The sequence below is a fragment of the Ottowia pentelensis genome (assembly GCF_964341695.1).
This window is the reverse complement of sequence record NZ_OZ224513.1, coordinates 737,153-762,429: the sequence shown is the minus strand read 5'-3', so window position 1 is coordinate 762,429 and position 25,277 is coordinate 737,153. Positions and strand designations below refer to the sequence as shown.

The window sequence follows — 25,277 nt, the reverse complement described above, 5'->3', positions numbered from 1 at the left end:
GGGGGCCAAGTCTCATGATCGCCACCCTGCTCTTCGCGGTCTTCATCGTCACCATGCTGCTGGGCGTGCCGATCGGCGCGTCGCTCGGCCTGGCGGGGGCGGCGGCCATCGCCCTGGCCAACAGCCAGACGCAGTGGTTCGGTCTGCTGGCGGTGCCGCAGAACTTCTACGCCGGCCTGGGCAAGTACCCGCTGCTGGCGATCCCGATGTTCGTGCTGGTGGGCTCGATCTTCGACCGCTCGGGCGTGGCCGCGCGCCTGGTGAACTTCGCCACCGCCATCGTCGGGCGCGGGCCGGGCATGCTGCCGCTGATCACCATCGCGGTGGCCATGTTCATGGGCGGCATCTCGGGCTCGGGGCCGGCCACGGCGGCGGCGGTGGGCGGCGTGATGATCGCGGCCATGACCAAGGCGGGCTACCCGCGCGCCTATTCGGCCAGCGTGGTGGGCGCGGCGGCGGCCACCGACATCCTGATCCCGCCCTCGGTGGCCTTCATCGTGTACTCGGTGCTGGTGCCGGGCGCCTCGGTGCCGGCGCTGTTTGCCGCCGGCCTGATTCCGGGCGTGCTGGTGGGCCTGGCGCTGATCGTGCCGGCGGTGTGGATGGCGCGCAAGCATGGCATGGGCCAGCTGGAGGCCGACCTGCCGCGCCCGCCGCTGCTCAAGAGCTTCATTGAATCCATCTGGGGCCTGCTGGCACCAGTGGTCATCCTGGGCGGCATGCGCATGGGCTGGTTCACGCCGACCGAGGCGGCGGTGGTGGCGGTGTTCTACGGCCTGTTCGTGGGCATGGTGATCCACCGCACCATGACCTGGCGCGACCTGTTTCCCGTGCTCAAGGAGTCGGGCGAGCTGTCGGCCGTCATCCTGCTGGTGGTGGCGCTGGCGGGCATCTTCGCCTTCTCGCTGTCCACGCTGGGCGTGATCGACCCGATCACCCACGCCATCGTCAACTCGGGCCTGGGCGAATACGGCGTGCTGACGCTGATCGTGCTGCTGCTGGTGGTGCTGGGCATGTTCCTGGACGGCATCTCGATCTTCCTGATCTTCGTGCCGCTGATGTGGCCGCTGATGCAGCACTACCACTGGGACCCGGTGTGGTTCGGCGTGCTGCTGACGTTGATGGTGGCCATGGGCCAGTTCACGCCGCCGCTGGCGGTCAACCTGATGGTGTCGTGCCGCATTGCCGGCGTCAGCATGGAAACCACCGTGCGCTGGGTCGTCCCGCTGGTGCTGGCGCTGGGCGTGGTGGTGCTGATGGTGATCGTGTGGCCGCAGCTGGCGCTGTGGCTGCCGCAGGCGCTGGGGTTCTGATTTTTTAGCCAAATATGGCTCTGGCGCCCATCCGATCTGCGCGAGCAGCTCATTTTTTCATAGTGACTCTAGAGGAGATCCTGTCATGAAGCAACGTCGAAACCTGCTGGCCGCGGCCGCCGCCACGGCGCTCGCCACCGCGCTCACGCTGGGCCTGCCCGCCAGCGCGCAGGCGCAGAACTACAAGAGCGAATACCGCATGTCGCTGGTGGTGGGCACCGCCTTCCCCTGGGGCAAGGGCGGCGAGATCTGGGCCGACAAGGTGCGCCAGAAGACCAACGGCCGCATCAACATCAAGCTGTACCCCGGCGTGTCGCTGATCCAGGGCGACCAGACGCGCGAGTTCTCGGCGCTGCGCCAGGGCGTGATCGACATGGCCATCGGCTCGACCATCAACTGGTCGCCGCAGGTCAAGCAGCTCAACCTGTTCTCGCTGCCCTTTTTGATGCCCGACTACGCCGCCATCGACGCGCTGACGCAGGGCCAGGTTGGCCAGGAAATCTTCAGGATCCTGGACAAGGCCGGCGTGGTGCCCCTGGCCTGGGGCGAGAACGGCTACCGCGAGCTGACCAACTCCAAGCACGCGGTCAAGAGCCCGGCCGACATGAAAGGCCTGAAGATCCGCATCGTGGGTTCGCCCCTGTTCATCGACACCTTCACCGCCCTAGGCGCCAACCCGACGCAGATGAGCTGGGCCGACGCGCAGCCGGCCTTTGCCAGCGGCGCGGTGGACGGGCAGGAAAACCCGATGAGCATCTTCACCGCCGCCAAGCTGCAGAACGTGGGCCAGAAGTACCTGACCATGTGGGGCTACGTGGCCGACCCGCTGGTGTTCGTGGTCAACAAGGACGTGTGGAACAGCTGGACGCCGGCCGACCGCGAGGCGGTGCGCCAGGCCGCCATCGAGGCCGGCAAGGAAGAAATCGCCATCGCGCGCAAGGGCATGATCGAGCCCGGCCAGCCCCTGCTGAAGGAAATCGAGGGCATGGGCGTCACCGTCACGCACCTGACGCCGCAAGAGCGGGAGGCCTTCGTCAAGGTCACGCGGCCGATCTACGACAAGTGGAAGCCGCAGGTCGGCACCGACCTGGTGAACATGGCCGAAAAAGCCATCGCGGCGCGAAAAAAATAACACTGCGGCGTTATTTTTGGCTGCATGAGGCACCCAAAATGCCCAAAAAGGATGCATCCTCGGCCATCGGCTGAGGTTTACATCCTTTTTCACAAATCTTGAGGAGACATCATGCAGCGTTCCCTGGCCTGCCTTGCGTTCGGCCTTGCGGCTCTGTTGCCGCTGGCCAACGCAGGGGTTCTGGATGACATTCGCGCGCGCGGCGAGGTGCGCCTGGGCTATCGGCCCGACGCCCCGCCGCTGTCCTACGCCTCGGCCGACGGTAAGCAGGGCCTGGGCTTTGCCGTGGACCTGTGCAAGGCCGTGGTCAAGGACCTGGAGCAGCGCAAGCTGATCCCGCAGGGCACCAAGATCGTCTACGTGCCGCTGTCCAACGCCGATCGCTTCAAGGCCGTGGTCGAGCGCAAGGTCGACGCCGAATGCGCCGACACCACCAACAACCGCGAGCGGCGCGACAAGATCGGCGTCGCCTTCACCATCCCGCACTACTACGCCGGCGTGCGCATCCTGGTGTCGGCCCACAGCGGCATCCAGGGCGTGGCCGACCTGAAGGACAAGACCGTGCTGGTGACCAAGAGCACCACCACCGCCAAGATCATCGAGGAGCGCAACGCCAGCCTGCAGCTCAATGCCCGCACGAAGGAGTGCGACTCGCCCAGCGTCTGCTTCAAGGAGCTGGGCGACAAGCAGGGCGACGCCTACATGATGGACGACATCCAGCTGTTCGCCCTGCGCGCGGCCGCCGCCAAGCCCGGCGACTGGCAGGTGGTGGGCAACCTGCTGTCGATCGAGCCGCTGGCCATCATGCTGCCCAAGGGCGACGCCGCCTGGAAGCAGGAATTCGACGGCGTGCTGCGGCAGATGATCTTCGACCGCAGCTTTCACGCTCTTTATGCGCGCTGGTTCGAAACCCCCATTCCGCCCAAGCAGCTGAACTACAACATCCCGATGAACTACCTGCTGAAGGATTCGCTGAAGTTCCCGAGCGACCAATTGGGCGACTGAAAAAGGGCCTCGGCATGAAAAAGGACGGCCAGGGCCGTCCTTTTTTTGTCGGTCTACCGGCCCTCAGTGCTGGAGGATCTTGCCGAGGAAGTCCTTGGTGCGCGGCTGGCGGTTCTCGGGGTGGTTGAAGAACTCGTCCTTGCTGCAGTCTTCCAGGATGTGGCCGCCGACGTCGATGAAGATGACGCGGTTGGCCACCTTGCGGGCAAAGCCCATCTCGTGCGTGACCACCATCATGGTCATGCCCTCGCTGGCCAGCTTGACCATGACGTCGAGCACCTCGCCCACCATCTCGGGGTCGAGCGCGCTGGTGGGCTCGTCGAACAGCATCACGTTGGGGTCCATCGACAGCGCGCGCGCAATGGCCACGCGCTGTTGCTGGCCGCCCGACAGCTGGCCCGGGAACTTGTCCTTGTGCGCCATCAGGCCGACGCGGTCGAGCATCTTCAGGCCGCGCACCTTGGCGTCGTCGGCCTTGCGCCCCAGCACCTTGATCTGGGCGATGGTCAGGTTCTCGGTGACCGACAGGTGCGGAAACAGCTCGAAGTGCTGAAACACCATGCCGACCTGGCTGCGCAGCTTGGGCAGGTCGGTCTTGGGGTCGGTGACCTTGATGCCGTTGACGGTGATCTCGCCCTGCTGCACCGGCTCGAGCGCATTGACGGTCTTGATGAGGGTGGACTTGCCCGAGCCCGAGGGGCCGCAAACGACGACCACATCGCCTTTTTCGACCTCCAGCGAGCAGTCGTGCAGCACCTGCACCGCGCCGTACCACTTGGAGACGTTCTTGAGCTGGATCATGGGGGTGGACATGGGGACGATCTCCTTATCGGATGATGGCAATTTTTCTGTTGATGCCCTTGACGACGGATGACAGCGAATAGCTGATGACGAAGTAGGTCACGGTCGCCATCAGGTAGGTTTCGATCGGGCGGCCGTAGTTCTTGCCGGCGGTCTCGAAGCCCTTGAGCAGGTCGTAGGCGCCGATGGCGTAGACCAGCGAGGTGTCCTGGAACAGGATGATGGTCTGCGTCAGCAGCACCGGCAGCATGTTGCGGAAGGCCTGCGGCAGGATCACCAGCTTCATGTTCTGCGCATAGCTCATGCCCATGGCTTGGCCGGCGAACACCTGGCCGCGCGGGATCGACTGGATGCCCGCACGCATGATCTCGCTGAAGTAGGCGGCCTCGAAGGCGATGAAGGTGACGACGGCCGAGTATTCGGCGCCGATGGGCCGCCCGATCATCAGCGGCACCAGCAGGAAGAACCACAGGATCACCATCACCAGCGGCACCGAGCGCATGACGTTGACGTACAGCGCCGCCGGCGTGTCCAGCCAGCGCTTGCCCGACAGGCGCATCAGCGCCAGCAGGGTGCCGAAGAAAATGCCGCCGGCGGTGGCCACCGCCGTCAGGAAGATGCTGAACCACAGCCCCTTGAGGATGAAGTTCTGGATCAGGCCCCAGTTGAGGATCGAGAAATCGAGGTTCAGCATGACAAGCCTCCCGCCGGGCCGCCCCAAGGGAGGCTAGCTGTCGCATCCCGGACGATTACATAGATGAAAACCGCTACCCGCTGTTCATGGCCCGAGCCGTATTGCGGGAGTTGATAGAGTCCTTGCAAGCCACCGGGAGTGCCACGCCATGCTGATAGCCCTGCACAAGAACGCCCGCACGACACCGGCCGTGCGCGCCGAGATCGCGGCCAGCCACGAGACCGCCGCTGTCCTGGCCCAGCGCTTTGGCATCACCGAGCAAACGGTCTACAAGTGGAAGAAGCGCCAGGTCTTTGGGGATCGCTCGCACACGGCCCATCGCCTGCAGACGGTGCTCACGCCGGCGCAAGAGAGCGTGGTGGTGCACCTGCGGCGCACCTTGCTGCTGCCCCTGGATGACCTGCTGGCTGTCACGCGGGAGTTCATTTGCCCCCATGTCTCGCGCTCAGGCCTGGATCGGTGCCTGCGCCGCCATGGCGCGGGCAACCTCAATGCCCTCAAGCCCCAGGAGCCTACCGTGGCCCACAAGGCCTTCAAGAGCTACGAGCCGGGCTATGTGCACATGGACGTGAAATACCTGCCCCAGATGCAGGACGAGAGCAGTCGGCGCTACCTGTTCGTGGCCATCGACCGGGCCACGCGCTGGGTGTACGTGGCCCTCAAGGCCAACAAGACCGCCGCCAGTGCACAGTCCTTCCTGAAGGCACTGCACAAGGCCTGCCCGATCAAGATCCACAAGCTGCTGACCGACAACGGCAAGGAGTTCACCGATCGCCTGTTTGCCAGCCGCGAGCGCCAGCCCAGCGGCAACCACGAGTTCGATCAGTTGTGCGACGAGTTGGGGATCGAACACCGCCTGACCAAGCCCAGAACGCCCAGGACCAATGGCATGGTGGAGAGGTTCAACGGTCGCATTGCCGACGTGCTCAAGACGCACAGGTTCAACAGCCGCGAGGACATGGAGCAGACCTTGCTGCGTTATGTGGCCCTGTACAACCACCAACTGCCGCAGTCAGCGCTGGGCAGCAAGACGCCTATGCAGGCCATGAAGCAGTGGTATCAGGAGAGCCCGCATCTGTTTCACAAGCGACCTTATGATCGTCCGGGATGCGACAGCTAGCCCCCTTGGGGGGCAGCGAATACACGAAGTGAGTAGCGTGGGGGCTCATGTCAATGTCCTCCCGCGCCCGTGCCGGCGGACACGAAGCCCGGCACCCGCGCCCGCTTCTCGATCCAGGCGAACACGCGGTTGACCACCAGCGCCGAAATCGCGTAGAGCACCGTGACGGCCAGGTAGACCTCGATCGGGCGCGCGGTTTCCTCGCCCACCTGCAGCGCGTACTGCGTCATCTCGGGGATGGACACGGCAAAGGCCACGGCCGAGTTCTTGAAGATGTTCATCGACTCGCTGGTGAGCGGCGGGATGATGATGCGATAGGCCATGGGCAGCAGCACGTAGCGGTAGTACTGCGGCGTGGTAAAGCCGACCGCCATGCCGGCGTAGCGCTGGCCCTTGGGCAGGGCCAGGATGCCGGCACGCACCTGCTCGGCGATGCGCGCCGAGGTGAACAGGCCCAGCGCCAGCACCACCAGGATGAAGGGCGGGAAGTTCTTCATGGGCGGCACCAGGGCCGGCAGCACGAAGTACCACAGGAAGATCTGCACCAGCAACGGGATGTTGCGAAACAGCTCGACCCAGGCATTGCCCAGGCGTACCAGCCAGGGGCTGCCCGGCAAGGTGCGCACGACGCCGATCAGCGAGCCGACGACCAGCGCCACCACCAGCGCCGTGAGCGAGACCGACACCGTCCAGCCCCAGGCCGAGAACAGCCAGTCCAGGTAGGTGATGTCGCGCCCCTTGCCGAAGCAGCCGGGCACCACGTCACCGCTCAGGGTGTCCTTGCAGAACACCATCCAATCCATTGCCATCACGACCCTCCTGCGGCCGAAGCAGCCCGCTTCGCGATCTTCATATGCGCGAACGCCCACTTGAAGCCAAGTGGGCGTCCCTGCGGCTCACGCCTTCAATGCGCGCGTTGCGCGATCACTTGTTGCCGTAGTCTTCCATCGGCTTGTCGTTGGGGTGCGCCCAGGCGTTCTTGGTGCCTTCCGAGGCCGGCATGTTCAGGTTGACGTTGTTGGGCGGGATCGGCTGCATGAACCACTTGTCGTACAGCTTGGCCAGCGAGCCGTCCTTGATCTGGCGCACGATGGAGTCGTCGACGGCCTTCTTCAGCTTGGCGTCGCCCTTGGGCAGCATGCAGGCGATCGGCTCGACCGACAGCACCTCGCCGACGATCGCGAAGTCCTTGGGGTTCTTGGCCTTGGCGATGTTGGCCGCCAGGATGGAGCCGTCCATCACGAAGGCGTTGGCGCGGCCGGCCTCCAGCAGCAGGAAGCTGTCGGCGTGGTCCTTGCCCTGCACGGTCTTGAAGTCGATGCCCTGGGCGCGCTCGTTCTTGCGCAGGGTTTGCACCGAGGTGGTGCCGGTGGTGGTGGCCACGGTCTTGCCGTTCAGGTCCTTGATGGACTTGATGCCCGACTTGGTGTTGACCGCCATGCGCACTTCTTCGACGTAGGTGGTGTAGGCGAAGTCCACGTCCTTTTGGCGCGCGGTGTTGTTGGTGGTGGAGCCGCACTCGAAGTCGATGGTGCCGTTCTGGATCAGCGGGATGCGGTTTTGCGAGGTGATGACCTGGTAGTTGGTCTTCAGCGGCACGCCCAGGTCCTTGCTCAGGTCGCCGATGATGCGCTCGGCCATCTCGGTGTGAAAGCCCACGTACTTGCCGCCGCCCAGCGTGAAGCCCAGGCCGGAGGAGTCGCGCACGCCCAGGTTGACCGCGCCGCGCTCCTTGATCTTGGCCAGCGTGTCGGGGGCCTGGGCCATGACGGCGCCGGCCGCGAAGGCCAGGATGGAGAAAGCCAGCAATTGCTTCTTCATGAGAAATCCCTTTGCAAAAAATGAATGAGGGGATCGTCCAACGACACCCCGGAAGCCGCATTCTACGAAGCTTCGACTAGTGGACAACCCTAGTGGACAGCCCCCTGATCGCCGTCCGGATTTTGCTGATGGCTGCGCTGGATGGCCCACATCTGGGCGTAGGCGCCGTGCGCGGCCAGCAGCTCCAGGTGGGTGCCGCGCTCGACGATGCGCCCCTGGCTCATCACCAGGATCTGGTGCGCGTCGACGATGGTGGACAGCCGGTGGGCGATGACCAGGGTGGTCTTGCCCTGCGCGGCGCTGGCCAGCTCGGCCTGGATGGCGCGCTCGTTGGCCGAGTCCAGCGCGCTGGTGGCCTCGTCGAAGATCAGCACCGGCGGGTCCTTCAGCAGGGTGCGGGCAATGGCCACGCGTTGCTTCTCGCCGCCCGACAGCTTCAGCCCGCGCTCGCCCACCATGGTGTCGTAGCCTTTCGGCGTGGACACGATGAAGTCGTGGATGCGCGCGGCGCGCGCCACCGCCTGCACCTCCTCGTCGCTCGCGCCCGGGCGGCCGTAGCGGATGTTGTAGGCGATGGTGTCGTTGAACAGCACGGTGTCCTGCGGCACGATGCCGATGGCGCGGCGCACGCTGGCCTGGGTGACGGTGCGGATGTCCTGCCCGGCGATGAGGATGCGGCCGCCGCCGGCGCCGGGCCGCCCCAAGTCGGCGGCAGCCCCCTCGGGGGGCAGCGCGGCATGCGAAGCAGCGGAGCGTGGGGGCACAAGGCACGGGTCATAGAAGCGGTACAGCAGCCGCGCCAGCGTCGATTTGCCCGAGCCCGAGGGGCCGACCACCGCCACCGTCTTGCCGGCCGGGATGCTGAACGTGACGTCGTGCAGGATGGGTCGCTCGCTTTCATAGGCAAAGCCGACGTGCTCGAAGCTCACATCGACCGGGCCGTTGGTGTGCAGTTCGGGCGCGCCGGGTGCGTCGGCCACCTCGCGCGGGCGGTCCATCAGCGCGAACATGCGGTGCAGGTCGGTCAGGTTCTGCTTGAGCTCGCGGTAGATCACGCCCAGGAAGTTGAGCGGGATGTACAACTGGATCATGAAGGCGTTGATCATCACCAGATCGCCGATGGACAGGTGTCCGTCGGCCACGCCGGCGGTGGCGCGCCACAGCATGGCCACCAGGCCGATGCCGATGATGAGCTGCTGGCCAGTGTTGAGCAGCGACAGCGAGGACTGGGATTTGAGGCGCGAGCGCTGGTAGCGGCGCAGGCTCTCGTCGTAGCGGCGCGACTCGAAGCCTTCGTTGCCGAAATACTTGACGGTCTCGTAATTCAGCAGCGAGTCGATGGCGTGGTTGTGCGCGGCCGAGTCGGCGCTGTTGGCCTCGACGCGAAAGCGCGTGCGCCATTCGGTCACCCACACGGTGAACACCACGTAGGCGCCCAGGGCGGCCAGCGTGATCCAGACAAAGCCGGCGTCGAAGCGCGTGCCCAGGATGGCCAGCACCAGCGCCACCTCCACCAGCGTGGGGATGATGGAGTACAGCGAATAGGTGATCAGCGCCTCGATGGCGCGCACGCCGCGCTCGATGTCGCGCGTCATGCCACCGGTCTGGCGCTCCAGGTGAAAGCGCAGGCTGAGGCTGTGCAAGTGCTCGAAGGTCTGCAGCGCCACCTGGCGCGTGGCGCCCTGCGTGGCCTTGGAAAACACCAGCTCGCGCAGCTCGGTGAACACGGTGGTCATCAGGCGCAACAGGCCGTAGGCCAGCAGCAGCCCGACCGGCACCACCACCAAGGCCAGCGGGTCGCCGGCCTTGATGTTCATGCGGTCGACCAGGTCCTTCAGCAGGATGGGCACGCCCACGTTGGACAGCTTGGCGCCGGTCACCATCAGCAGCGCCGCGCCCACGCGCCAGCGGTAGCGCCACAGGTAGGGTGCCAGGCGCGCCAGCGTGCGCCAGTCCGACTGGGGGGCCGTGCCCGCGGGCATGGGCATGGGCTCAGCGGCGGCGCGCATGTTGGAAAATGTCTTTCATCGATTCCTCACAGGACATTGTGCCGATGCCATCCGATCCCCGCCCAAGCACCGTGCTGCGCCCGCCCAACGAGACCGCGGTCAACGCCCCCTACGAGCCCCTGCCGGCCGACCACACGCTGGTGCTGAAGGTCATCCCCATGCCCAGCGACGCCAACGCCAACGGCGACATCTTCGGCGGCTGGGTGATGGCCCAGGTGGCCCTGGCCGGCTCGGTGCTGCCGGCGCGCTATGCCCAGGGGCGCATGGCCACGGTGGCGGTCAACCAGTTCATCTTCAAGCAGCCGGTGCGGGTGGGCGACATCCTCTCGCTGGTGGCCAAGATGGAGCGCATCGGCCGCAGCTCGATGACGGTGAGCGTGGGCGTGTATGCCGAGCGCATCCGCAACCAGGGGCACTACATCAAGGTGACCGAGGCGCAGCTGACCTACGTGGCCATCGACGACGAGGGCCGCCCGCGCCCGGTGCCGGTGCACGACCTGGCGCCCTGACCGCGTCAGGAAACGATGTAGGCCGCCGCGCCGGTCGACAGCAGGCTGCCGTCGGCGGCGTGAAAGGCCATGCGCGTGCTGGCCACGCGCGAACCCAGGCGGATCACCTCGGCGCTGGCCGTGAAGTGCGTCCCCACGCCGGGGCGCAGGTAGTCCACGCGCAGGTCGATGGTGCCCAGCTTGGTGAAGCGCGCCAGGCGCTGCTCGGGCGCCTCGTCCATGTGGCGCGCGCCGATGGCGGCCATCACCGCGATGCCGCCGGTGGCGTCCAGCGCCGCGCTGATCACGCCGCCGTGCAGGCGCTGGTGCTGAAAGTGGCCGATCAGCTCCGGGCGCATGTCGATGCGGCAGCACACCCGCTCGCCCGCGAGCTCGACCAGCTGGAGCCCCAGCAGCTGGTTGAAGGCGATGCGCTCTTCGAACATCTGCGTGAGCGCGGCGACGAAGGCGGGTTCGAAGGGCCGGGCAGGGGCGGCGGGTTTGGCGTTCATGGTTCAGGTGGCAGGCGCGACAACTATCATAATCATAGCTGCTGGCGCTTATGCGACGGGCGCCAGGGCCTCAAAGCTTGCTGAAGTCGGGCTTGCGCTTCTGCGCGAAGGCGGCAAAGGCCTCGCGCGCGGCGGGCTCGTGCAGCATGCGGCCGAAGACCTCGCCCTCCTCGTCCATGCGCGCCAGCACCGCCGCCTGCTGGCCGCCCTTCATCAGGCGCTTGGTGGCGATCAGCGCGCTCATCGGCTTGGCCGCCAGCTTGCGCGCCTGGGCCTGGGCGATGGCGTTGCACTCGGTGGGCGGCACCACGCGGTTGACCAGGCCCACTTCGAGCGCCGCCTCGGCCATGAAGGGCTCGCCCAACAGCAGCGCCTCGGCCGCGCGGTGCAGCCCGAACATCTGCGGCAGCAGCAGGCTGGAGCCGGCCTCGGGCACCAGGCCCAGGTTGACGAAGGGCAGCGCGAACGCCGCGTTGTCGCCGGCGTAGACCAGGTCGCAGTGCAGCAGCAGGGTGGTGCCCACGCCCACGGCCGGGCCGCAGACCGCCGCCACGATGGGCTTGGGAAAGCTGGCGAGGGCGCGCAGAAAGCGCCACACCGGCTGCTGCTCGCGCGGGCCGGGGTCGGCCGGCGCGGCCTGGAAGTCGCCGATGTCGTTGCCGGCCGAAAACACCGTGGCATCGCCCTGGATCAGCACCACGCGCACGGCGGCGTCTTGTGCCGCCCGCTCCAGGCCGTCGGCCAGCGCGGCGTACATGGCGCGGGTGATGGAGTTTTTCTTGTCGACCCGGTTGAAGGTCAGGGTCATCACGCCGGTTTCGACGTGGGTGAGGATGTCGCTCATGCAGGCTCCTGGGTGAAAGAAGGGTTCATTCGTCGGCGTCGCGCGCGCCCGGCCGGGGCCAGCGCGCGGAGGTCAGGAAAAAGCGCTCGCGCTGCGATTCTTCCTCGTAGGCGGCGCGCCGCGGCTTGACCAGGTCGCTGCGGCTGACGATGCCGACCAGCCGGCGCGTCTCCGGCGCGTCGATGACGGGCAGCCGCTCGATGTCCAGCGCCGCCATGCGCGAGGCCACCATGCGCAGGGTCTCCGCCGGCAGGGCAAAGGCCTCGGCCGGCGCCGCGATCAGGCTGGCGACCGGCTGCGCCAGCAGCGCCGCATCCAGGTTCAGGAAGTCGGCCCGCTCCACCATCGCCAGCAGCCGCCCGTCCTGCTGCACGGGGTAGGCGCGCTGCGACTGGCTGCTACCGAAGTACTGGTCGATGACGTCGGCGATGGGCAGCTGCGCCTCGATCGCCTTCACCTCGCGCGTCATCACGTCGGCGATGAAGCTCTGCTCCAGCGGGTCGACGCCGTACTCGCGGTAGATGCGCCGGCCGCGCCGCACGATCTTCTCGGTCAGGATGGAATGCGGCATCACGATCACCGTGAAGGCGTAGGCCACGATGCAGCCCAGCAGCAGCGGCAGGATGGCGTTGGCGTCGTGCGTCAGGCCGAAGGCGAACACGATGGACATCAGCGGCGCGCCCAGCGTGCCCGCCATGGTGGCGGCCAGGCACACCAGCACCCACAGCTGGATGTCGGCGCCGGGCAGCCAGCGCCCGATCACCACGCCCAGGCCGGCGCCCATGGTCATCAGCGGCGCCAGCGTGCCGCCCGAGGTGTTGGAGCCCAGCGCCACGGCCCAGATGATGGCCTTGACGATGACCAGGCTGGCGGCCGTGGCCAGCACCAGGTTGTTGGCCAGCAGGTCGCCGATCACGTCGTAGCCCACGCCCAGCGCGCGCGGCTGAAAGTAGCCGCCGATGCCCACCACCAGCCCGCCCAGCGCCGGCCACCACATCCAGTGAATGGGCAGGCGGGCAAAGCCGTCCTCGATCCAGTGGTACAGGCGCGTGACCGAGGTCGACAGCGCGCCGCAGGCCAGGCCGGCGGCGATGGCCGAAACGATGGCGATCGCCGTCGGCTCGCTGGTGGTCATCGGAAACAGCGGCCCGCTCTCATACCACAGCGGGCGCAGAAAACCCGCCACCGCGCAGGCGATGGCCACCGGCAGCAGGCTGCGCGGACGCAGCTCGAACAGCATCAGCTCGACCGCGAACAGCACCGCCGCCACCGGCGTGCCGAACACCGCCGTCATGCCGGCGCAGGCGCCCGCCACCAGCAGCGCCTTGCGCTCGACCGAGGTCAGGCTGACGGCCTGCGCCAGCAGCGACGCCGCCGCGCCGCCGGTGACGATGACCGGCCCCTCGGCGCCGAACGGGCCGCCGCTGCCGATCACGATGCCCGACACCACCGGCTTGAGCATGGCCACCTTGGGCGACATGCGACTCTTGCCGTAGAGGATGGCCTCGATGGCCTCCGGAATGCCGTGGCCGCGGATTTTCTCGGTGCCGTAGCGCGCCGCCAGGCCGGCGATCAGCCCGCCGATGGCCGGCACGATGATGACCCAGGCGCCCAGCTGGTTGTCGGCCGGCGAGCGCGCCACGAACGACAGGCTCTGAAAGAAAAACAGGTTGGTGAAGAAGCGGATCGCCATCAGCAGCACGTAGGCGCCGATCGAGCTGATGACGCCGATGACGATGGCCAGGCCCGACAGCAGCAGGAAGCGGTCCTGACCGTAGAAATCGCGCCACTGCGGGCTCGCGGCGGTGTCAGGCTGGGGCGCGGTCATGCGGTTCGGCTTTTTGGGGTGGGCGCGGGCGGGCCCGTGACGTCCTCGCTCCGATGGCTGGCCCCGTGCGGCGGGGCCAGCGCAAAATTTTAATCCGCGTCAAGGCGCGTCCCGGTCCGCTGCCCGGCACCGCACAATGGCCGCATGCGCGCGTCCGATTCGTCCCCGTCGACCGCCGCGCCGGCCCGGTCCTGGTCCCAGCTGGTGGCCGGGCTGCCGCCGGCCAGCTTCGGCATCGTCATGGCCACGGGCATCGTCTCCATCGCCGTGCAGCAGCTGGGCCTGCCGGTGCTGGCGCGCGCCCTGCTGGCCACCAACGCCGTGCTGTACGCGGGGCTGTGGGTGTTGACCGTGCTGCGCCTGCTGCGCCACACGGCCCGCTTCGTCGCCGACCTGCGGCACCACGGGCGCAGCCCGGGCTTCTTCACCATCGTGGCGGCCTCGGGCGTCTTGGGCAGCCAGTGCCTGCTGCTGGGCGGCCCGCGCACCGCCGCCGAGGCGCTGTGGTGGCTCACCGCGGGCCTGTGGCTGGTGCTCACCTACGGCATCTTCGCCATCCTCACCACCACCCCCAACAAGCCCCGGCTGGACCGCGGCATCGGCGGCGCCTGGCTGCTGGCCGTCGTCGCCACGCAGTCGGTGGCGGTGCTGGGCGTGCTGCTGGCTCCCGGCTTGACCGAGGGCCCACGCCTGGCGATGCACTTTCTGGCGCTGGCGCTGTGGTTGTGGGGCGTCATGCTCTACATCTGGATCATGACGCTGATCTTCTACCGCTACACCTTCTTCGCGCTGGCCGCCAAGGACCTGACCCCGTCCTACTGGATCAACATGGGCGCCATGGCCATCTCGACCCTGGCCGGCGCGCTGCTGGTGCAGGCCGCGCCGCAGGCGCCCTTCCTGCAGTCCATGCATCCCTTCATCGAAGGCTTCACCCTCTTTTGCTGGGCCAGCGGCACCTGGTGGATCCCCCTGCTGATCGTGCTCGAGGTCTGGCGCTACGCCATCCGCCACGTGCCCCTGCGCTACGACCCCATGTACTGGGGCGTGGTGTTTCCGCTGGGCATGTACGCGGTGTGCACGCGCGAGCTCACGCGCGCCCTGGGGCTGAACGTGATCGACGCCCTGCCGCCCCTGTTCGGCCTGGCCGCGCTGCTGGCCTGGCTGCTGGCCTGCGCCGACTCGCTGCTGCGTGCGTGGCAATGGGGCGTGGGCCGGCGCGCGCGGCATTGAATCAGCGTTGCGCCAGCGCCTCGCGCAGCCAGTCCAGCCGGTCTTGCCCCCAGAACATCTGCTGGCCGACAAACATCGTCGGCGCACCGAACACGCCGCGCGCCACGGCTTCCTCGGTGACGGCCTTCAGGCGGTCCTTGACCGGCTGCTGGCCGGCCTGCGCCAGCAGCTCGGCCGGATCGAAGCCCGCGGCGTGCAGCACGGCGCCGACCACGGCCGCGTCGCCCATGTTTTTTTCATCGACCCACATGGCGTGGAACATGGCGCGGCAGTAGTCGCCAAAGCGCGCGCCGCCGTCCAGCATCTGCATCGCGGTGGCGCCGCGCATCAGCAGCAAGGTGTTGATGGGAAAGTGCGGGTTGAAGCGCATCGGCACGCCGTAGCGCGCGGCGTACAGCTCGAGGTCGCGGCGGATGTAGCGGCTCTTGGCCGGCACCTCGGCCGGCGAGCGATTGCCCGTGGCCTGAAACACGCCGCCCAGCAGCATGGGCTTGTGAACCAGCTCGGCGCCGGCCTGCTCGCACAGCGCGGGCAGCTGCGTCCAGGCCAGATAGGTGGCGGGGCTGCCGAAGTCGAAGTAGAACTCAACGGTCTTGCGGGTCATGATTGCTCCTCTTCCGCTTTCACTCTTGCGCTTTCATCATCGCAACCACGGACGGTCGCGCATCAACCAAAATGAGTCCCATGGCCGCAGAGCAGGCCAGGCCAGCGATCGCCGTGGCCGGGGTTTCCCCGGTCACTGGCGATGCCCCCTCGAGGGGGGAGGCGCAACATCGCGCAGCGAGTGGAGCAACGGGGGTGGTCAAAACTTCTCTATCCAGGGGCGCAGATCGAGCTCGTGCGTCCAGGCATCGCGCGGTTGGCGGTGCAGCATCACGTACTGGGCGGCGATGTGCTCGGGGTTCAAGATGCCGTCCTGCGCCTTCAGGGCGTAGCGCTCGGGAAACTGGGTGCGGATGAACTCGGTGTCGATGCCGCCGTCGATCACCGGATGCGCCACGTGGATGCCCTCGGGTCCCAGCTCGCGCGCCATGCTTTGCGCCAGCGCGCGCAGCGCCGCCTTGGCGCCGGAAAAGGCCGCGAAACGCGCGCTGCCGCGCAGCGAGGCGGTGGCGCCGGTGAACAGGATGGTGCCGCGCTGCCCGCCGGTCGGCAGGGGCCGCGCCATCATGCGCTTGGCCACTTCGCGCGCGTTCAAAAAGCCGGCGAAGCAGGCCATCTCCCACACCTTGTAGTACTTGCGCGCGGTTTCGGTCAGGATGCTCTCGGGCACGTTGGCGCCGATGTTGAACACCAGCACCTCGATCGGGCCGACCTCGCGCTCGATGCGCTCGACGAGCGCCACCACCTCGTCCTCCTTGCGCGCGTCGCTGCCGAAGGCGTGCGCGATGCCGCCCGCGGACTCGATCTGCGCCACCAGCGGCGCCAGCTTGTCGGCCTGGCGGCGCGTGACGCAGGTGGCGTAGCCCTCGCGCGCAAAGGCGCGGGCGATGGCGCCGCCGGTGGCGTCACCGGCGCCGACGATGAGAGCAGCTTTGGAGGGCATGGTGAATTTCCTTTTTTAACAGCCGAACGCAGAGGACGCAAAGGATTCGCAGAGGACGCAAAAAATACCTGAATAAATTGCTCTTGAAAAAGGAGCTGTTTGTGCTTATTCATAAAGGGCTGAACAGCGATTTCATTTATGAATTTTTTGCGCCCTTTGCGTGATCTTTGCGTCCTCTGCGTTCGGCTGTTTTCAATACGTTGAGTGCCCTCACTCCTTGAAGTAGACCAATTGATGCGTGGTCGCCAGCAACTGTCCGGCGGCGCTCCACAACTCGCCGCTCTGGTCGAAGTAGCCGTTGAAAAAGCGCTGCCCGCGCGCCTGCGCCAGCACGTGGCCGGTGCCGCAGGCGGCCAGCAGCGCGGCGTCGACGTGGAAATAGACCGAAAACGAGATGGTGCCGATCGGCGTGCGGGTGGCGCGGCGCAGCCACACGCGGGGGTAGAAGCTGTCGCACAGTGCGGTCAGGCTGGCGTAGTCCAGCGGGCGCGGCGGCTCGTCGCGCACCCACAGGCCGGTTTCACTGCCGGGCGTTTCGGCGCCGTCCCATTCGCGCGGCATCGGGCCTTCGAAATAGCGCATGTCGTAGCGGCCGAACCAGGCCACGTGCGCGATGCGCGGCGCGCTGGGCACTTCATCGGCCGCGGGCACCGCCGGCATCGTGCGGTCGGTGGCGCCCCAGGTGGCGCGCCGCACGGCCGTGACCGCGGTGGCGGTGAACACCACGGCGTCCCGGCCCGACGCATCGGGCTGGTGCACGGTGACGGTCCAGTGTTGGGTCGAGCGGTTGGTGCGCGCCGGCACGGACTCGACCGTGAACGGGCCGTCGGCCAGCGCGGCGGCGAAGTTGCCGGTGAAGGCCACCGGCTCGCCCAGCCGGTCGGGATGCAGCAGCACCGCCTGCAGCGCCTGCGCGGCGGTGATGCCGCCAAAGGGACCGACCATGTTGGCGTAGTCGGCGCTGGTGTGGCCACGAAAGCGCCGCGGCGCGCCGGCCGCGCCGGCCGGCAACGGCTGCAGCGCCACCGCGCGATCGAAAGCGTGCTCGGCGCGACCCGCATCCCCATCCCCATCCCCATCCATAAAAATCCTAAATTGATAGCTGCTGGCGCTTGTCAAGCAAGCGCCAGAGGCCGATTCGACTCATATTCCGTGAAGCTCAAACGCGCTCGAAGATGCCCGCCGCGCCCTGCCCCATGCCCACGCACATGGTGACCATGCCGTACTTCAGATTGTGGCGCCGCAGGGCGTGAACGACTGTCGCCGACCGGATTGCGCCGGTGGCGCCCAGCGGGTGGCCCAGGGCGATGGCGCCGCCCATGGGGTTGACGCGCGCCGGGTCCAGATGCAGCGTGTTCATCACCGCCAGCGACTGCGCGGCAAAGGCCTCGTTCAGCTCGATCCAGCCCAGGTCGTCCTGCTTGAGGCCCGCGGCCTTCAGCGCCGCCGGAATGGCCTCGATCGGGCCCACGCCCATGATCTGCGGCGGCACGCCGCGCGCGGCAAAGGACACGAAGCGCGCCAGCGGCGTCAGGCCGAAGCGCTTGACCGCCGCCTCGCTGGCCAGGATCAGCGCGCCCGCGCCGTCGCTGGTCTGGCTGCTGTTGCCCGCCGTCACGCTGCCGCGTGCGGCAAACACCGTGCGCAGCTTGGCCAGGCCGGCCAGGCTGGTGTCGGGGCGCGGGCCTTCGTCGATGTCCACCGTGCGCGTCGTCAGCACCGGCTCGCCGGTCTTCAGGTTGGCGCCGCGCGCCGTCACCTCGACCGGCGTCATCTCGTCCTTGAACTCGCCCGCCGCGATGGCGGCCGTGGCGCGCTGGTTGGACTGCAGCGCAAAGGCGTCCTGCGCCTCGCGCGAGACCTGCCACTGCTGCGCCACCTTCTCGGCCGTCAGGCCCATGCCGTAGGCGATGCCGTAGTCATCCACGTTGTCGGTGTCGGCAAAGATCGCCGGCGACAGCGAGGGCGTGTTGCCCATCATGGGCACCATGCTCATGCTCTCCACGCCGGCGGCGATCATCACCTCGGCCTCGCCCACGCGAATGCGGTCGGCCGCGATCTGCACGGCGGACAGGCCCGAGGCGCAAAAGCGGTTGACGGTGATGCCGCCCACCGACTTGGGCAGCCCCGCCAGCACCGCGCCGATGCGCGCCACGTTCAGGCCCTGCTGCGCCTCGGGAATGGCGCAGCCGCAAATCAGGTCCTCGATGGCGGCGGGGTCCAGCCCCGGCGCCTGCCGGAGCGCCGAGCGCAGCACCGTGGCCAGCAGATCGTCCGGCCGGGTGTTGCGGAAATAGCCCTTGTGCGACTTGCCGATCGGCGTGCGCGTGGCGGCAACGATGTAGGCGTCCTGGATTTGTTTGCTCATGATTCGTTTGCTCCTTGCCGCGCGCTCAATTGCGCAGCGGCTTGCCCGTGGCCAGCATGCCCATGATGCGGGCCTGCGTCTTGGGGTGGCCCAGCAGGCCCGTGAAGGCGCGCCGCTCCAGCGTCATCAGGTATTCCTCGCTCACCAGCGTGCCGGGATCGACGTCGCCGCCGGTCACCACGCCGGCGATCAGGCTGGCGATGTGAAAGTCGTGCGCGCTGATGAAGCCGCCGTCGCGCAGGTTGACCAGCTGCCCCAGGATGGTGGCCTTGCCGTCGCGTCCCGCGACCGGGAACAGGCGCTTCACGGGCGCGCGCCAGCCGGCCTGATGCATGGCCTTGGCTTCGCTCACGGCCACGTGCAGCAGCTCGTCCTTGTGCGGCACGATCACGTCGCTCCACTGCAGCCAGCCCAGCTGGCGCGACTCGATGGCGCTGGTGCCCACCTTGGCCATGGCGGCCGCGGTGAAGCCTTCGGTCAGGAAGGGCAGCAGGTCCTTGCCGGTGCTGGCCTGCGCGTTCTCGGCCGCGCGGCGGGCGATGTAGGTGAGACCGCCGCCGCCGGGCACCAGGCCGACGCCGACCTCGACCAGACCCATGTAGCTTTCCAGGTGCGCCACGCGGCGCGCGCAGTGCACCGACAGCTCGCAACCGCCCCCCAGCGCCATGCCGCGGATGGCCGCGACCACCGGCACCTGGGCGTAGCGCACGCGCAGCATCATGTCCTGCAGCTCCTGCTCCATCGAGCCGACCAGGTCGGCGCCGCCGGCCACGTAGCCGGGCAGCATGGATTCGAGGTCGGCGCCGACGGAAAACGGTTCGTCGTCGTGCCAGATCACCAGGCCCTGGAAGTCGCGCTCGGCGCTGTCCAGCGCCTGCGTGAAGCCCTCGGCCACCTGCGGGCTGATGACGTGCATCTTGGTCTTGAGCGAGGCGATCAGCACGTCATCGTCCAGCGTCCACACGCGGATCGCCTTGTCCTCGAACACCGTCTTGCCGGCTTCTGCAGAACGCGGCCCGCCTTCGCCCAGCAGCAGCTCGGGAAAGATCTGGCGCTGATACACCGGCAACGTGCGGCGCGGCTCGAAGGCGCCGGTGCTCGGGCTCCACGAACCCTTGTCGGTGTGCACGCCGCCGGCCTCGGCCACCGGGCCCTTGAACACCCAGTCGGGCAGCGGCGCGGTGCAAACCGCCTTGCCGGCGTCGATGTCGGCCTGCACCATCTTCGCCACCTCCAGCCAGCCGGCCTCCTGCCACAGCTCGAAGGGACCCTGCTTCATGCCGAAGCCCCAACGCATGGCCTGGTCGACGTCGCGCGCGGTGTGGGCAATGCTCTGCAGATGCACGGCGGCGTAGTGAAAGCCGTTGCGCAGGATGGCCCACAAAAACTGCCCCTCGGCGCCGGTCGAATCGCGCAGCAGCTTCAGGCGCTCGGCGGCGGGGCGCTGCAGCATGCGGCCGTACACCGCATTGGCCTTGGCGCCGGCCGGCACGTAGCTGCCGCTCTTCGCATCGAAGCGCAGCACGTCGCGCCCCACCTTCTTGAAGTAGCCCGCCTTGGTCTTTTGCCCCAGGTTGCCCAGCTCGATCAGCTTGGCCAGGTCGGCCGGCGTGCCGAAGGCGGCGTAGAACGGGTCGGTCTCGGCGCTCAGCTTGTCCTGCTGCGTCTTGATCACGTGGCCCAGCGTGTCCAGGCCCACCACGTCGGCGGTGCGAAAGGTGCCGCTGCTGGCGCGGCCCAGGCGCTTGCCCGTCAGGTCGTCGACCACGTCATACGTCAGGCCGTAGCGCTCGACCTCCTTCATGGTCAGCAGCAGGTTGCCGATGCCGATGCGGTTGGCGATGAAGTTGGGCGTGTCCTTGGCGCGCACCACGCCCTTGCCCAGGCCGCTGGTGACAAAGGCCTCCAGCTGGTCGAGCACCTCCGCATCGGTGGTCGGCGTGGCGATCAGCTCCACCAGGTGCATGTAGCGCGGCGGGTTGAAGAAGTGGATGCCGCAAAAACGATGGCGCAGCTGCTCGGGCAGCGCCTGCGACAGTTCGGTGATCGACAGGCCCGAGGTGTTGCTGGCGAGGATGGCGCTCTTGCCCACCGAGGCGGCGATCTTGTGATACAGGTCGCTCTTCCAGTCCATGCGCTCGGCAATGGCCTCGATGATCAGGTCGCAGCCCTTGAGCTTTTTCAGGTCGTCGTCGTAGTTGGCCGCCTCGATCAGCTCGGCGTCCGCCGCCACGCCGATGGGCGAGGGCTTGAGCTTCTTCAGGTTGGCGATCGCGTTCAGCACGATGCCGTTCTTGGGGCCTGCGCCGCCGCCGGGCCGCCCCAAGGCGGCGCCCGCCCCCTCTGGGGGCAGCGAACCACGCACAGCGGGGAGCGTGGGGGGATCATTTTTCGCAGGGAGATCGAACAGCACCACAGGCACTTTCAGATTGACGAGCTGCGCCGCGATCTGCGCGCCCATCACGCCGGCGCCGAGCACGGCGACTTTTTTCACGTTGAATCGGGTCATGGTGTTTTCCATTGAATGGGCTTATGGCACGCGCTGCCAGATCTGCGTGCGCCAGAACGGCCCCAGGTAGCCGCGCACCTGCAGCTGCTTGCCGCCCTCGATGGGGGTGAAGCTGGCGCGGTATTGCTTGCCGTTTTCGGGATCGAGAATGGTGCCGCCCTCCCAGGTGTCCTTGTCCGCATCCTTCTTGCCGCCGCGGATGATCTCCAGCCCCACCATGGGCTGGCCCTTGCGCTCGTCGGTGCACTCGTCGCACACCGTCTTGGCGCCGGGGCGCAGGGTTTTCTCGATGCGGCCCGACAGGCCGTTCGCGCCCTCGGTGATGCGGATCTCGGCCTTGGGCTCCTGGGTCTTGTCGTCGATGCTGTTCCAGGTGCCGACGGGGGTCATCTGGGCCCAGGCGGGAAGCAGGAATGCTCCCAATGCGATAGCTGTCAGCGCTTGTTTCATGAGGGCTCTCATGCGATTTGTTCATGAACCCTCTCACCCGGCGGGCGAGAGGGCCGAGCGTCAGGCCAGCGCCGCCTCGGTGTCCAGCAGATTGGCCGCGCCGGCGCGCGCGGTGATCATCAGCGTGGCCGTCTCGGGGAACAGGCGCGCGAAGTAGAAGCGCGCGGTCTGCAGCTTGGCGGCATAAAACGGGTCGGCGTTGCCGGCCGCGATCTGCTTGAGCGCCACGCTGGCCATGCGCGCGAACAGGTAGCCGAACACCAGGTGGCCAGCCACGCGCAGGAAGTCGGTGGCCGCCGCGCCCACCTCGTCGGGGTTGGTCATGCCCTTGAAGCCGATCTCGGTGGTGAACTTGGTGAACTTGTCGGCCAGGCCCGCCAGCGGGTTGATGAACTCGGCCATGGACTCGTTCACGCCCTCGGCGCGGATCAGCGCCTCGATCTGCGCCCCCACCTTCTTGAGCGTGGCGCCCTGGTTCAGCAGCACCTTGCGGCCCAGCAGGTCGAGCGCCTGCACGGTGTTGGTGCCCTCGTAGATCATGTTGATGCGCGCGTCGCGCACGAACTGCTCGGCGCCGGTCTCGTGGATGTAGCCGTGGCCGCCAAAGACCTGCATGCAGGTGTTGGTGGCGGTAAAGCCGTTGTCGGTCAGGAAGGCCTTCACGATCGGCGTCAGCAGCGCCACCATGTCGTCGGCGTCCTGGCGCGTCTTCTGGTCGGGGTGATGCTCGGCCTGGTCCAGCAGCAGCGCGCACCAGGTGGCCAGCGCGCGGCCGCCCTCGGCGTAGGCCTTGGCGGTCAGCAGCATCTTGCGCACGTCGGGGTGCACGATGATCGGGTCGGCCGGCTTGTCCTTGGCCTTGGGGCCCGACAGGCTGCGCATCTGCAGGCGGTCCTTGGCGTAGGCCAGCGCGTTCTGGTAGGCCACCTCGGTCAGGCCCAGCGACTGGTTGCCCACGCCCAGGCGGGCGCCGTTCATCATCACGAACATGGCCATCAGGCCCTTGTTGGGCTCGCCCACCAGGGTGCCTTCGGCGCCGTCCAGGCTGAGCTGGCAGGTGGCGTTGCCGTGGATGCCCATCTTGTGCTCGATGCCGGTACACACGATCGGGTTGCGCTCGCCCGGGCTGCCGTCGGCCTTGAGCTTGAACTTGGGCACGATGAACAGGCTGATGCCCTTGCTGCCCTTGGGCGCGTCCGGCAGGCGCGCCAGCACCAGGTGCACGATGTTGGGCGCGAAGTCGTGTTCGCCGGCGCTGATGAAGATCTTGCTGCCGGTGATCTTGTACGTGCCGTCGGCCTGCGGCTCGGCCTTGGTGCGCAGCAGGCCCAGGTCGGTGCCGCAGTGCGGCTCGGTCAGGCACATGGTGCCGGTCCACTCGCCGCTCACCAGCTTGGGCAGGTACAGCTTCTTCTGCATGTCGCTGCCGTGCGCGTGCAGCGCGGCATAGGCGCCGTGCGCCAGGCCGGTGTACATGGTCCAGGCCTGGTTGGCGCTGTTGAGCATCTCGAACACGCAGGTGTTCATCACCATCGGCTGGCCCTGGCCGCCGTATTGCGGGTCGCACGACAGCGCGGGCCAGCCGCCCTCGACGTACTGCTGATAGGCCTCCTTGAAGCCCTTGGGCGCCGTCACGGTGTGATGGGTCTTGTCCAGCGTGCAGCCTTCGGCGTCGCCGCTCAGGTTGATCGGGTGCAGCACCCCGGCGGCGAACTTGCCGGCTTCCTCCAGCACGGCGTCCATGGTCTCGGCGTCCACGTCGGCATAGCGCGGGATGGCCTTGAGCTGGTCGACGGCACCGAGCAGCTCGTGCAGCACGAATTGCATGTCGCGCAGGGGCGGGGTGTAGCTGGGCATGGCGGGGGCTCTCCTGAAATGAAGGGTTAGGCGCCGTAGCGCTGAAGGATGTTGACGAAACCTTGCCTGGCGCGGGCCATCGAGCCGGGGCGGCGCATGAAGCGCGCCTCGTAGTGCAGCGCCAGGATCAGGGCGTGGATCTCGAAGGTGATCTGGCGCGGGTTGGCGTCGGCCGCCAGATGGCCCTCCTCGCAGGCCTGGGCCACGGCGCGCGTCATGGCGCCGATCCAGGCGTCGACCGCCTCGGCCAGCGCGTCGTGCACCGCGCCGGGGCGGTCGTCGAACTCGACCGCGCCGCTGATGAAGATGCAGCCCGAATCCAGCTCGGCGCTGGTGTGGCGCATCCAGTTCTCGAACAGCGCGCGCACCCGCGGCAGCCCGCGCGGCTTGCGCAGGACGGGCTCGAACACCTCCGCCTCGAAGCGGCGGTAGTACTCGCGCACCACGGCGATCTGCAGCTCCTCGCGCGAGCCGAAGTGGGCGAACACGCCCGACTTGCTCTTGCCCACCGCGTCGGCCAGGGTGCCGATGGACAGGCCCTCCAGCCCCACGCGCGCGGCCATGCCCAAGGCCACGGCGACGATCTCGGCGCGCGTCTGCTCGCCCTTGGCCAGTGCGCGCGGCGCACGCTCGGCACGGGCGGCCGCATGCGCACGGGGGAGAGCGATCGAGGTGGTCATAATAAAACGAACGATCGTGCTATTTTGATGTTGTTTCGCGCCTTTGCCAAGAGTCGGAATCCGCCATCGAATAGGTATTTACCCGCAGATCGAGGCGTTGGATGTCCTGCTTGCCCTCGGGGGCACTGTGCGAGCCCCGGGCAGCTCTGTCAACTGGCCGGCCGGGCCCAGGAGGCCGGCCGCGCCCCTTCCGCGGTCAGCCCGCCCGGTAGGCCACCACCGCCTGGCGCTGCTGGCCCAGCCCGTCGATGCCCAGCGTCATCACGTCGCCCGGCCTGAGAAAGCGCGGCGCCGGCTGGCCCCTGGCGTCGCGCCGGCCCATGCCCACGCCGGGCGGGGTGCCGGTGGTCACCACGTCGCCCGGCTGCAGCGTCATGAAGCGGCTGGTGTAGGCGACCAGCCGCGCCACGCCGAAGATCATGGTGCGCGTGCTGCCGGTCTGCATGCGCTCGCCGTTGACGTCCAGCCACAGGCCCAGGCGCTGCGGGGCGGGCACCTCGTCGCGCGTCACCAGCCAGGGGCCGATGGGGCCGAAGGTGTCGCAGCCCTTGCCCTTGTCCCAGGTGCCGCCGCGCTCCAGCTGGTATTCGCGCTCGCTGACGTCGTTGACCACGCAGTAGCCGGCCACGTGCGCCAGCGCGTCCTTCAGCGCCACGTGGCGCGCGGTGCGGCCGATGACCACGCCCAGCTCGACCTCCCAGTCGCTCTTCTTCGAGCCCTTGGGCAGCATGACGTCGTCATCCGGCCCCTGGATGCACGAGATGGCCTTGGTGAAGACCACCGGCTCCTTCGGGATCGGCATGCCGGCCTCGGCCGCGTGGTCGGCGTAGTTCAGGCCGATGGCGATGAACTTGCCCACGCCCGCCACCGGGCAGCCCAGGCGCGGGCGCCCGCGCACCGCCGGCAGCGCGGCGGGCTTGAGGCGCACCAGCCGCGCCAGGGCGGCATCGCCCAGCTGGGCCGCGCCGATGTCGGGCACCTGCGCCGACAAATCGCGCAGCACGCCCTCGGCGTCGATCAAACCCGGTTTTTCCTTGCCCAGGGGGCCATAGCGCACCAGCTTCATGATT

At 67.8% G+C, this 25,277-nt stretch carries 23 protein-coding genes; 6 read left to right on the top strand and 17 right to left on the bottom strand.

Going from position 1 to position 25,277, the window contains the following annotated elements:
• Nucleotides 1-14: 14 nt before the first annotated feature.
• The 3 genes from ACWHMB_RS03605 to ACWHMB_RS03595 all read left to right on the top strand — a co-directional run bounded on the left by ACWHMB_RS03605 (nt 15) and on the right by ACWHMB_RS03595 (nt 3,450).
• Nucleotides 15-1,313 carry a TRAP transporter large permease gene (locus tag ACWHMB_RS03605; RefSeq protein ID WP_293225624.1) on the top strand — a complete coding sequence of 433 codons (1,299 nt, stop codon included), beginning with the start codon at nt 15-17 and terminating at the stop codon, nt 1,311-1,313.
• Nucleotides 1,314-1,398: 85 nt separating this feature from the next.
• The gene (locus tag ACWHMB_RS03600) at nt 1,399-2,445 is read left to right on the top strand and encodes a DctP family TRAP transporter solute-binding subunit (protein ID WP_377484181.1); all 1,047 of its coding nucleotides are present in this window, start codon (nt 1,399-1,401) and stop codon (nt 2,443-2,445) included.
• A gap of 111 nt (nt 2,446-2,556) precedes the next feature.
• On the top strand, nt 2,557-3,450 hold the full coding sequence (locus ACWHMB_RS03595) for an amino acid ABC transporter substrate-binding protein (RefSeq protein WP_377484179.1): 894 nt from the start codon (nt 2,557-2,559) through the stop codon (nt 3,448-3,450).
• 63 nt (nt 3,451-3,513) lie between these two features.
• Here ACWHMB_RS03595 and ACWHMB_RS03590 read toward each other — a convergent pair whose 3' ends face one another.
• Together ACWHMB_RS03590 and ACWHMB_RS03585 are read right to left on the bottom strand one after the other, a co-directional pair.
• The gene (locus tag ACWHMB_RS03590) at nt 3,514-4,251 is read right to left on the bottom strand and encodes an amino acid ABC transporter ATP-binding protein (protein ID WP_377484196.1); all 738 of its coding nucleotides are present in this window, start codon (nt 4,249-4,251) and stop codon (nt 3,514-3,516) included.
• A 25-nt stretch (nt 4,252-4,276) separates the two neighbouring features.
• Nucleotides 4,277-4,945 (bottom strand): amino acid ABC transporter permease, encoded by a 669-nt coding sequence (locus ACWHMB_RS03585; protein WP_377484177.1) that lies wholly within the window; start codon nt 4,943-4,945, stop codon nt 4,277-4,279.
• 148 nt (nt 4,946-5,093) lie between these two features.
• Between ACWHMB_RS03585 and ACWHMB_RS03580 the strand changes: the two genes are divergently transcribed.
• Nucleotides 5,094-6,065, top strand: coding sequence for an IS481 family transposase (locus ACWHMB_RS03580; protein WP_377542748.1), 972 nt, complete (start codon nt 5,094-5,096; stop codon nt 6,063-6,065).
• 50 nt (nt 6,066-6,115) lie between these two features.
• On the opposite strand, the gene ACWHMB_RS03575 is transcribed toward ACWHMB_RS03580, so the two are convergent.
• The 3 genes from ACWHMB_RS03575 to ACWHMB_RS03565 all read right to left on the bottom strand — a co-directional run bounded on the left by ACWHMB_RS03575 (nt 6,116) and on the right by ACWHMB_RS03565 (nt 9,895).
• Nucleotides 6,116-6,874: an amino acid ABC transporter permease gene (locus ACWHMB_RS03575; protein WP_293225617.1), complete on the bottom strand. Its 759-nt coding sequence runs from the start codon at nt 6,872-6,874 to the stop codon at nt 6,116-6,118.
• A 115-nt stretch (nt 6,875-6,989) separates the two neighbouring features.
• Complete coding sequence (locus tag ACWHMB_RS03570) at nt 6,990-7,886, bottom strand: transporter substrate-binding domain-containing protein (protein ID WP_447648438.1); 897 nt, start codon at nt 7,884-7,886, stop codon at nt 6,990-6,992.
• Between the two features lie 89 nt (nt 7,887-7,975).
• Nucleotides 7,976-9,895, bottom strand: a complete 1,920-nt coding sequence (locus ACWHMB_RS03565; RefSeq protein ID WP_377481382.1) for an ABCB family ABC transporter ATP-binding protein/permease — start codon at nt 9,893-9,895, stop codon at nt 7,976-7,978.
• Nucleotides 9,896-9,939: 44 nt separating this feature from the next.
• Here ACWHMB_RS03565 and ACWHMB_RS03560 point away from each other — a divergent pair, with 44 nt between their 5' ends.
• Entirely contained in the window at nt 9,940-10,404 is a 465-nt protein-coding gene (locus tag ACWHMB_RS03560) for an acyl-CoA thioesterase (RefSeq protein WP_447648437.1), read from the top strand.
• A gap of 5 nt (nt 10,405-10,409) precedes the next feature.
• Here the strand turns inward: ACWHMB_RS03560 and ACWHMB_RS03555 are convergent, their stop codons facing one another.
• The 3 genes from ACWHMB_RS03555 to ACWHMB_RS03545 form a co-directional block, all read right to left on the bottom strand.
• A complete protein-coding gene (locus tag ACWHMB_RS03555; RefSeq protein ID WP_293225609.1) occupies nt 10,410-10,895 on the bottom strand; it encodes a thioesterase family protein in 486 nt (161 codons plus the stop codon).
• 70 nt (nt 10,896-10,965) lie between these two features.
• Nucleotides 10,966-11,739 (bottom strand): enoyl-CoA hydratase, encoded by a 774-nt coding sequence (locus ACWHMB_RS03550; protein ID WP_377481385.1) that lies wholly within the window; start codon nt 11,737-11,739, stop codon nt 10,966-10,968.
• 25 nt (nt 11,740-11,764) lie between these two features.
• Nucleotides 11,765-13,567 (bottom strand): chloride channel protein, encoded by a 1,803-nt coding sequence (locus ACWHMB_RS03545; RefSeq protein ID WP_377481388.1) that lies wholly within the window; start codon nt 13,565-13,567, stop codon nt 11,765-11,767.
• 144 nt (nt 13,568-13,711) lie between these two features.
• Here ACWHMB_RS03545 and ACWHMB_RS03540 point away from each other — a divergent pair, with 144 nt between their 5' ends.
• Nucleotides 13,712-14,797, top strand: coding sequence for a tellurite resistance/C4-dicarboxylate transporter family protein (locus tag ACWHMB_RS03540; protein WP_377481391.1), 1,086 nt, complete (start codon nt 13,712-13,714; stop codon nt 14,795-14,797).
• A gap of 1 nt (nt 14,798) precedes the next feature.
• Here ACWHMB_RS03540 and ACWHMB_RS03535 read toward each other — a convergent pair whose 3' ends face one another.
• The 9 genes from ACWHMB_RS03535 to ACWHMB_RS03495 form a co-directional block, all read right to left on the bottom strand.
• A complete protein-coding gene (locus ACWHMB_RS03535) occupies nt 14,799-15,401 on the bottom strand; it encodes a 2-hydroxychromene-2-carboxylate isomerase (protein WP_377481394.1) in 603 nt (200 codons plus the stop codon).
• 198 nt (nt 15,402-15,599) lie between these two features.
• Nucleotides 15,600-16,343 (bottom strand): SDR family oxidoreductase, encoded by a 744-nt coding sequence (locus tag ACWHMB_RS03530; RefSeq protein ID WP_377481397.1) that lies wholly within the window; start codon nt 16,341-16,343, stop codon nt 15,600-15,602.
• A gap of 210 nt (nt 16,344-16,553) precedes the next feature.
• Entirely contained in the window at nt 16,554-17,426 is an 873-nt protein-coding gene (locus ACWHMB_RS03525; protein WP_377481400.1) for an acyl-CoA thioesterase, read from the bottom strand.
• Nucleotides 17,427-17,502: 76 nt separating this feature from the next.
• Nucleotides 17,503-18,711, bottom strand: a complete 1,209-nt coding sequence (locus ACWHMB_RS03520; RefSeq protein ID WP_377481403.1) for an acetyl-CoA C-acyltransferase — start codon at nt 18,709-18,711, stop codon at nt 17,503-17,505.
• Nucleotides 18,712-18,736: 25 nt separating this feature from the next.
• Nucleotides 18,737-21,220 carry a 3-hydroxyacyl-CoA dehydrogenase/enoyl-CoA hydratase family protein gene (locus ACWHMB_RS03515; RefSeq protein ID WP_377481406.1) on the bottom strand — a complete coding sequence of 828 codons (2,484 nt, stop codon included), beginning with the start codon at nt 21,218-21,220 and terminating at the stop codon, nt 18,737-18,739.
• Nucleotides 21,221-21,241: 21 nt separating this feature from the next.
• Entirely contained in the window at nt 21,242-21,670 is a 429-nt protein-coding gene (locus tag ACWHMB_RS03510) for a DUF2147 domain-containing protein (RefSeq protein WP_377481409.1), read from the bottom strand.
• A gap of 60 nt (nt 21,671-21,730) precedes the next feature.
• Nucleotides 21,731-23,527 carry an acyl-CoA dehydrogenase C-terminal domain-containing protein gene (locus tag ACWHMB_RS03505; RefSeq protein WP_377481412.1) on the bottom strand — a complete coding sequence of 599 codons (1,797 nt, stop codon included), beginning with the start codon at nt 23,525-23,527 and terminating at the stop codon, nt 21,731-21,733.
• A 26-nt stretch (nt 23,528-23,553) separates the two neighbouring features.
• Entirely contained in the window at nt 23,554-24,207 is a 654-nt protein-coding gene (locus tag ACWHMB_RS03500) for a TetR/AcrR family transcriptional regulator (RefSeq protein WP_447648436.1), read from the bottom strand.
• Between the two features lie 196 nt (nt 24,208-24,403).
• Nucleotides 24,404-25,273: a fumarylacetoacetate hydrolase family protein gene (locus ACWHMB_RS03495; protein ID WP_377481418.1), complete on the bottom strand. Its 870-nt coding sequence runs from the start codon at nt 25,271-25,273 to the stop codon at nt 24,404-24,406.
• Nucleotides 25,274-25,277: the final 4 nt, after the last annotated feature.

Coding starts and splice junctions, on each gene's coding strand:
- ACWHMB_RS03605 (WP_293225624.1), top strand. CDS start 15: ATGATCGCCACCCTGCTCTTCGCGGTCTTCATCGTCACCATGCTGCTG.
- ACWHMB_RS03600 (WP_377484181.1), top strand. CDS start 1,399: ATGAAGCAACGTCGAAACCTGCTGGCCGCGGCCGCCGCCACGGCGCTC.
- ACWHMB_RS03595 (WP_377484179.1), top strand. CDS start 2,557: ATGCAGCGTTCCCTGGCCTGCCTTGCGTTCGGCCTTGCGGCTCTGTTG.
- ACWHMB_RS03590 (WP_377484196.1), bottom strand. CDS start 4,251: ATGATCCAGCTCAAGAACGTCTCCAAGTGGTACGGCGCGGTGCAGGTG.
- ACWHMB_RS03585 (WP_377484177.1), bottom strand. CDS start 4,945: ATGCTGAACCTCGATTTCTCGATCCTCAACTGGGGCCTGATCCAGAAC.
- ACWHMB_RS03580 (WP_377542748.1), top strand. CDS start 5,094: ATGCTGATAGCCCTGCACAAGAACGCCCGCACGACACCGGCCGTGCGC.
- ACWHMB_RS03575 (WP_293225617.1), bottom strand. CDS start 6,874: ATGGCAATGGATTGGATGGTGTTCTGCAAGGACACCCTGAGCGGTGAC.
- ACWHMB_RS03570 (WP_447648438.1), bottom strand. CDS start 7,886: ATGAAGAAGCAATTGCTGGCTTTCTCCATCCTGGCCTTCGCGGCCGGC.
- ACWHMB_RS03565 (WP_377481382.1), bottom strand. CDS start 9,895: ATGCGCGCCGCCGCTGAGCCCATGCCCATGCCCGCGGGCACGGCCCCC.
- ACWHMB_RS03560 (WP_447648437.1), top strand. CDS start 9,940: ATGCCATCCGATCCCCGCCCAAGCACCGTGCTGCGCCCGCCCAACGAG.
- ACWHMB_RS03555 (WP_293225609.1), bottom strand. CDS start 10,895: ATGAACGCCAAACCCGCCGCCCCTGCCCGGCCCTTCGAACCCGCCTTC.
- ACWHMB_RS03550 (WP_377481385.1), bottom strand. CDS start 11,739: ATGAGCGACATCCTCACCCACGTCGAAACCGGCGTGATGACCCTGACC.
- ACWHMB_RS03545 (WP_377481388.1), bottom strand. CDS start 13,567: ATGACCGCGCCCCAGCCTGACACCGCCGCGAGCCCGCAGTGGCGCGAT.
- ACWHMB_RS03540 (WP_377481391.1), top strand. CDS start 13,712: ATGCGCGCGTCCGATTCGTCCCCGTCGACCGCCGCGCCGGCCCGGTCC.
- ACWHMB_RS03535 (WP_377481394.1), bottom strand. CDS start 15,401: ATGACCCGCAAGACCGTTGAGTTCTACTTCGACTTCGGCAGCCCCGCC.
- ACWHMB_RS03530 (WP_377481397.1), bottom strand. CDS start 16,343: ATGCCCTCCAAAGCTGCTCTCATCGTCGGCGCCGGTGACGCCACCGGC.
- ACWHMB_RS03525 (WP_377481400.1), bottom strand. CDS start 17,426: ATGGATGGGGATGGGGATGGGGATGCGGGTCGCGCCGAGCACGCTTTC.
- ACWHMB_RS03520 (WP_377481403.1), bottom strand. CDS start 18,711: ATGAGCAAACAAATCCAGGACGCCTACATCGTTGCCGCCACGCGCACG.
- ACWHMB_RS03515 (WP_377481406.1), bottom strand. CDS start 21,220: ATGACCCGATTCAACGTGAAAAAAGTCGCCGTGCTCGGCGCCGGCGTG.
- ACWHMB_RS03510 (WP_377481409.1), bottom strand. CDS start 21,670: ATGAAACAAGCGCTGACAGCTATCGCATTGGGAGCATTCCTGCTTCCC.
- ACWHMB_RS03505 (WP_377481412.1), bottom strand. CDS start 23,527: ATGCCCAGCTACACCCCGCCCCTGCGCGACATGCAATTCGTGCTGCAC.
- ACWHMB_RS03500 (WP_447648436.1), bottom strand. CDS start 24,207: ATGACCACCTCGATCGCTCTCCCCCGTGCGCATGCGGCCGCCCGTGCC.
- ACWHMB_RS03495 (WP_377481418.1), bottom strand. CDS start 25,273: ATGAAGCTGGTGCGCTATGGCCCCCTGGGCAAGGAAAAACCGGGTTTG.